This is a genomic window from Micromonospora sp. M42 (assembly GCF_000568915.1).
Classification (GTDB): domain Bacteria; phylum Actinomycetota; class Actinomycetes; order Mycobacteriales; family Micromonosporaceae; genus Micromonospora; species Micromonospora chalcea.
This window is the reverse complement of sequence record NZ_KK037233.1, coordinates 874,114-880,484: the sequence shown is the minus strand read 5'-3', so window position 1 is coordinate 880,484 and position 6,371 is coordinate 874,114. Positions and strand designations below refer to the sequence as shown.

The 6,371-nt window shown below is 73.8% G+C and carries 6 protein-coding genes; all 6 read left to right on the top strand.

Going from position 1 to position 6,371, the window contains the following annotated elements:
• A partial coding sequence (locus tag MCBG_RS33595) for a peptidoglycan-binding domain-containing protein (protein ID WP_223201045.1) occupies positions 1-337 on the top strand: 337 nt, incomplete at its 5' end.
• Positions 307-486 (top strand): peptidoglycan-binding domain-containing protein, encoded by a 180-nt coding sequence (locus MCBG_RS33590; protein WP_223201044.1) that lies wholly within the window; start codon positions 307-309, stop codon positions 484-486. The genes MCBG_RS33595 and MCBG_RS33590, both read left to right, overlap by 31 nt.
• A 259-nt stretch (positions 487-745) precedes the next feature.
• Positions 746-3,931, top strand: a complete 3,186-nt coding sequence (locus MCBG_RS03620) for a penicillin acylase family protein (RefSeq protein WP_043323865.1) — start codon at positions 746-748, stop codon at positions 3,929-3,931.
• A gap of 87 nt (positions 3,932-4,018) precedes the next feature.
• Positions 4,019-5,206 (top strand): DNA polymerase IV, encoded by a 1,188-nt coding sequence (dinB, locus tag MCBG_RS03615; RefSeq protein WP_043323863.1) that lies wholly within the window; start codon positions 4,019-4,021, stop codon positions 5,204-5,206.
• Positions 5,207-5,311: 105 nt separating this feature from the next.
• A complete protein-coding gene (locus tag MCBG_RS03610) occupies positions 5,312-6,244 on the top strand; it encodes a hypothetical protein (RefSeq protein ID WP_043323861.1) in 933 nt (310 codons plus the stop codon).
• Positions 6,241-6,371, top strand: a 131-nt coding sequence (locus tag MCBG_RS31460) for an abscisic acid-deficient protein Aba4 family protein (RefSeq protein ID WP_157560812.1), incomplete at its 3' end; no start/stop codon positions are given. The genes MCBG_RS03610 and MCBG_RS31460, both read left to right, overlap by 4 nt.

The window sequence follows — 6,371 nt, the reverse complement described above, 5'->3', positions numbered from 1 at the left end:
CCGCGCGGTGTTCAAGCAGCTCGGCACCAGGCTCGGCGACGTGCCGGCCCGCCGCTGGCCGGACATCTGGCGCTTCGTCGGCGGCCCGGTGGTCCAGGTCCCCCAGCGCCTGCTGACGTTCCGCGGCTACACCGTGCCGGTCACCGGGGTGTTCGACGCGGCCACCGTCGCCGCCGTGCAGGACTGGCAGGCGCGCAACGGCATCCCGGTCGACGTCGACGCCACGCTGACCGCGCCGACCTGGGAGACCCTCGCCCCGGAGCTGGACCAGAAGTCCACCGGCGTCCCGGTGGCGCGGCGCAGTTCATGCTCGCCGCCAAGGGCTACGCCGAGGTGATCGAGACCGGCGAGTACGACCACGCCACCCGCACGGCGGTGAAGGACCTCCAGCGCCTGCACGGACTACCGCCCAACGGCAAGATCAGCACCACCACCTGGTGCGCGCTGGTGGGGGGTGTGGTGCGCCAGTCGTTCCACAAGCACTGACGGCGCACCGGCGGGGAGAGCGGTGGGGGTGGCAACGGCGCCACCCCCACCGCGTCGTTACGGCCGGGATCACGGCGAAACGTCGGCATTGACGACTGGTGAACGACGGCTATCCCGGACGGCGGTGGTGCCCCGATCATTGCCCGCAGATAGATATGAGTCATTCTCACCTCCGGGCAGGACGCCCGGGCGCGGAGGCCGAGACGCCGTCAGCCGGGCGTACCGAACGGCCCTACTCCGCGTCCCCCGGAGGATCGCCATGCCATTACCCGCCATCCGTGCCCGCCTCGCGGCGCTCACCACCGCCGCCCTCACCGCGAGCGTCCTGACGGTCATCGCGCCGTCACCGGCGCTCGCCGCCACCACGTTCACCCCCGACGACTACTGCCTCGGCCAGTGCGCCGACATCCTGCCGCCCGGGCAGAACGGCAACGCCACGCTCGTGGCGATCCTCGCCCACCAGACGCTCGGCACCCGGCCCGCGCACTCCAGCGACCAGCTCGACGAGTACGCCAACCTGGTCTACAACTACGCCGGGCTGACCGACGAGCAGATCGCCCACTTCTACAACGACGCCTCGTTCGGCGTCCCCGACGCCCAGGTCGAGAGCAGGATCTCGCCACGCTCGGACGTCACCATCGTGCGGGACAAGGCCACCGGCGTCCCGCACATCACCGGCACCACCCGCGGCGGCACCATGTTCGGCGCCGGGTACGCCGGGGCCCAGGACCGGCTCTGGGTGATGGACCTGCTGCGGCACGTCGGCCGCGGCAACGTCAGCTCGTTCGCCGGTGGCGCCCCCGGCAACCGCGAGCTGGAGCAGAGCGTCTGGGCCAACTCGCCCTACACCGAGGCGGACCTCCAGGCCCAGGTGGACGCGCTGCGCCTCAAGGGCACCCGGGGCCAGCAGCTCTACACCGACGTGGCCGACTACATCGCCGGCATCAACGCCTACATCGACAAGTCGATCGCCGACGACAACTACCCCGGCGAGTACGTGCTCACCGGCGCCGGGAAGCCCAAGCACTTCACCATGACCGACCTGATCGCCACCGCCGGCGTCATCGGCGGGCTGTTCGGCGGAGGCGGCGGCAGCGAGGTCCGGTCCGCGCTGGTCCGGGTGGCCGCCCGCGCCAAGTACGGCCCGACCGAGGGCGACCGGGTCTGGGCGGCGTTCCGCTCGCAGAACGACCCGGAGACCGTGCTGACGCTGCACGACGGGCAGAGCTTCCCGTACGGCGCGACACCGCCCGGCGCCACCAGCGCGGTGCTGCCGGACGCGGGCACCGTGGTCGCCGAGCCGCTCGCGTACGACGCCACCGGCGGGGCCGCCGCCCGCACCGGCAGCAGCGCCGCCACCAAGGACCTGCTCGGCGGCCTGTCCACCCTGCGCACGCACGGCATGTCCAACGCGGTGGTGGTCTCCGGCCGGCACACCACCACCGGCAACCCGGTGGCCGTGTTCGGCCCGCAGACCGGCTACTTCGCCCCGCAGCTGCTCATGCTCCAGGAACTGCAGGGGCCGGGGATCAGCGCGCGCGGCGCGGCGTTCGCCGGGCTGAACCTCTACGTGCTGCTCGGCCGCGGCCAGGACTACGCGTGGAGCGCCACCTCCGCCTCCCAGGACCTGACCGACACGTACGCGGTGCCGCTGTGCACCACCGACGGCACCGCGCCGACGCTGCGTTCCAACCGCTACCTCTACCGCGGGCAGTGCGTGGCCATGGAGGTGCTGGAGAAGCGCAACTCGTGGTCGCCGACGCTCGCCGACTCCACCCCGGCCGGCGCGTACACGCTGCGCGCGCTGCGCACCAAGTACGGGCTGGTCGCCTACCGGGGCATGGTGAACGGGCAGCCGACCGCGTTCACGAAGCTGCGCTCCACCTACCGGCACGAGGCCGACTCGGCGATCGGCTTCCAGGCGTTCAACGACCCGACGGCGATGGGCAGCGCGGCGGCGTTCCAGGCGTCCGCCGCGAACGTCGGGTACGCGTTCAACTGGTTCTACGTCAACTCGACCGAGGCGGCGTACTACAACTCCGGCGCGAACCCGGTCCGCCCGGCCACGCTCGACCCGAACCTGCCGGCCAAGGCCGAGCCGGCGTACGAGTGGGTCGGCTGGAACCCGGACACCAACGACGCCACCTACGCACCGGCGTCGGCCCACCCGCAGTCGGTCAACCAGGACTACTACGTCAGCTGGAACAACAAGCAGGCGCGGGACTTCGGCGCGGCCGACGGCAACTTCAGCTACGGCGCGGTGCACCGCGGTCAACTGCTCGACGGCCCGGTGAAGGCCGCCATCGCCCAGCGCAAGCTCAGCCGCGCCGACGTCGTCCGGATCACCGCCGAGGCGGGAGTCACCGACCTGCGTGGCCAGCAGGTCCTCGGCGAACTGCTGCGGGTGCTGGACAGCACGCCGGTCACCGACCCGGCGCTCGCCGCCGCGGTGACCAAGCTGCGGGCCTGGCAGCAGGCCGGGTCCCGCCGGGTGGAGACGTCACCGGGCTCGAAGGTCTACCAGCACGCCGACGCCATCCGGATCTTCGACGCCTGGTGGCCGCTGCTGGCGGCGGCGCAGTTCCGGCCCGGCCTCGGCCCCGACCTGTACGGCGCGCTGGTCGACGCGCTGCAGGTCAACGAGTCGCCCTCGGGCGGGCAGAACGCGGCGCGCGACGGCAGCGTGAGCTGGGCGTCGCAGGGCCAGGCGCACAAGGGCTCGGCGTTCCAGTACGGCTGGTGGGGCTACGTCGACAAGGACCTGCGCGCGGTGCTCGGCGACCCGGTGGCCGGCGGGCTCGGGCGCACGTACTGCGGCAACGGCAACCTGGGCGCGTGCCGGCAGGCGCTGCTGGACACGCTCGGCCAGGCCACCGCCGCCCCGGCGGCCACCGTCTACCCTGGTGACTCGTCCTGCGGTGCCGGGGACCAGTGGTGCGCCGACGCGATCGCCCAGTCCGGGCTCGGCGGCATCACCCACCCGTTGATCGGCTGGCAGAACCGGCCCACGTACCAGCAGGTCGTGTCGTTCCCGGCGCGCCGGGGCGACACGGTGACCAACCTGGCGCAGGGCCGTACCGCCACCGCGTCCAGCACGCAGTTCCTGACCAGCAACACCCCGGCCAAGGCGGTCGACGGCAGCCTCGGCACCCGGTGGGCCAGCAGCTACAACGACAACCAGTGGCTGCGGGTGGACCTCGGCTCGGCCCGGACGATCAGCCGGGCGGTGCTGCGGTGGGAGGCCGCGTACGCCACCGGCTACCGGATCGAGGTCTCCGCTGACGGCAACTCCTGGCAGCCGGTGTTCAGCACCACCACCGGCAACGGCGGCGTCGACAACGTGACGTTCGCCCCGGTCAGCGCCCGTTACGTGCGGATGTACGGCGTGACGCGGGCGACCTCGTACGGCTTCTCGCTCTACGAGTTCGAGGTCTACGGACGGTGAGGCGCACGCGGCCGGCCGGCGGGAGCCATCCGCCGGCCGCTACAGCGCTAGGTCGCGCCGTTCGAACATGTGTGCGAGGATGGCGGGGTGTCGAGCGAGGCCACCATCCTGCACGCCGACCTGGACGCGTTCTACGCCTCGGTCGAGCAGCGCGACGACCCCCGGCTGCGCGGCCGGCCGCTGATCGTCGGCGGCGGCGTGGTGCTCGCGTGCAGCTACGAGGCCAAGGCCCGGGGCGTGCGCAGCGCCATGGGCGGCCGGCAGGCGCGGCGACTCTGCCCGGACGCGATCGTGGTGCCGCCCCGGATGGCCGCGTACACGGCCGCCAGCCGGGCGGTGTTCGAGATCTTCCGGGACACCACCCCGCTGGTCGAAGGGCTCAGCATCGACGAGGCGTTCCTCGACGTGGGCGGGCTGCGGCGGCTCGCCGGAACGCCGGCCGCCGTCGCGGCCACGCTGCGGGAGCGGGTACGCCGCGAGGTCGGCCTGCCGATAACCGTCGGCGTGGCCCGGACGAAGTTCCTGGCGAAGGTCGCCAGCGGCGTGGCCAAGCCGGACGGGCTGCTGGTGGTCGAGCCGGAGCGGGAACTGGCGTTCCTGCACCCGCTGCCGGTGGAGCGGCTGTGGGGCGTCGGCCCGGTCACCGCCGCCCGGCTGCGCGAACGCGGCATCCGTACCGTCGGGCAGGTGGCACGGCTGGACGAGCCGGCGCTGGTGTCGCTGCTCGGCGCGGGCGCCGGCCGGCACCTGCACGCCTTGGCGCACAACCGCGACCCCCGGGCGGTGCAGGTGGGCCGCCGCCGCTCCTCGATGGGCGCGCAGCACGCGCTGGGGCGCGGCCCGCACTCCCCCGCCGAGCTGGACGCGGTGCTGGCCGGTCTGGTCGACCGGGTGACCGGGCGGATGCGCGCGGCCCGGCGCACCGGCCGCACGGTGACGCTGCGGCTGCGTTTCGCCGACTACACGCGGGTCACCCGGTCGCACACGCTCGACGAGCCGACCGCGCAGACCGCGCCGCTGCGCGACGCCGCCCGTGACCTGCTGGGCGCCGCGCTGCCGCAGATCGCGCTGCGCGGCGTCACGCTGCTCGGCGTCTCGGTGGCAAACCTCGGCGGCGGGCACACCCAGCTGGCCCTGCCGTTCACCGCCGACCCGGGTCCGGCGCTGGACGCCGCCGTCGACGCGGTACGCGACCGCTTCGGATCACGGGCGCTGACCCGTGGGGTGCTGCTCGGCCGCGACCCGGGCGTCGAGATGCCCCGGCTGCCGGACTGACCGCTCCGCCTCCTCCCCCGGTAGGAGGCGCGCTCCGACCCGGGGTCACGGACGCGGCCTGCGGACGGGCGCGCGGGTCCCGGTCGGCCACCAGCATCTACAGGCATGACTACCGTGCGGAACCGGGCGGCCGGATGGCACCGCCCCCTGATGCTCCTCGTGTCCGCGATGGCGGTGCTCACCGTCGTCGCCGCGGTCGGCGTCGCTGCCGACCCGCGCGTGCTGACCGGCGCGCCCATCTGGGCCAAGCCGCTGAAGTTCGCGATCTCGTTCGTGCTCTACGGCGTCACGCTGGCCTGGATGCTGTCCCTGCTGCCGCGCCGCAGCCGGGCCGCCGAGCGGGCGGCCACACTCATCGTGGCCATGGCGGTGCTGGAGATGACGATCATCGTGGGCCAGGTGCTGCGCGGCACCGCGAGCCACTTCAACGGCGCCACGACACTGGACGCGATGCTGTACAGCGTCATGGGCGCGGCGATCACCGTGCTGTTCGCCGCCCAGCTCGTGCTGGCGGTCGTGCTGTCCCGCCGGTCGCTCGCGGACCGCGCCGGCGGATACGCGGTACGGCTCGGCCTCGCCGTGTCCCTGCTCGGCATGGTCGTCGCGTTCCCGATGGTCATGCGGCAGCCCGCCGGAGCGCCGGCCGGGATCAGCGGCGCGCACAGCGTCGGGGTGCCCGACGGCGGTCCCGGGCTGCCGCTGCTCGGCTGGAGCACCACCGGCGGCGACCTGCGCGTCGGGCACTTCGTCGGGATGCACGCGCTGCAGGCGCTGCCGCTGCTGGCGATCCTGCTCGACCGGTTCCTCGGCCGGCGGCTGGACGGGCTGACCCGGGCCCGGCTGGTGCTCGTCGGCGGGGCCGCGTACGCGGGACTCACGCTGCTGGTGACCGCCCAGGCCCTGCGCGGGCAGCCGCTGCTCGCCCCGGACGCGCTCACGCTCGCCGCGGCGGGAGTGCTGGTGGCGGCCACGGCAACCGCCTCCGCGCTGGTGCTGGCGCGCCGGGCCCGCCGCGCCGGGGTGGTGCTCGTCGGATGACCGGGATCCTGTTCGACCTGACGTTCCTGCTCGCCGCCCCGTTCTGGGCGCTGATGATCCTCGCGCCGCGCTGGTCCTGGACCGCCCGGATCGTCGGCTCACCGCTGATCGTCGCGCCGGTGCTGCT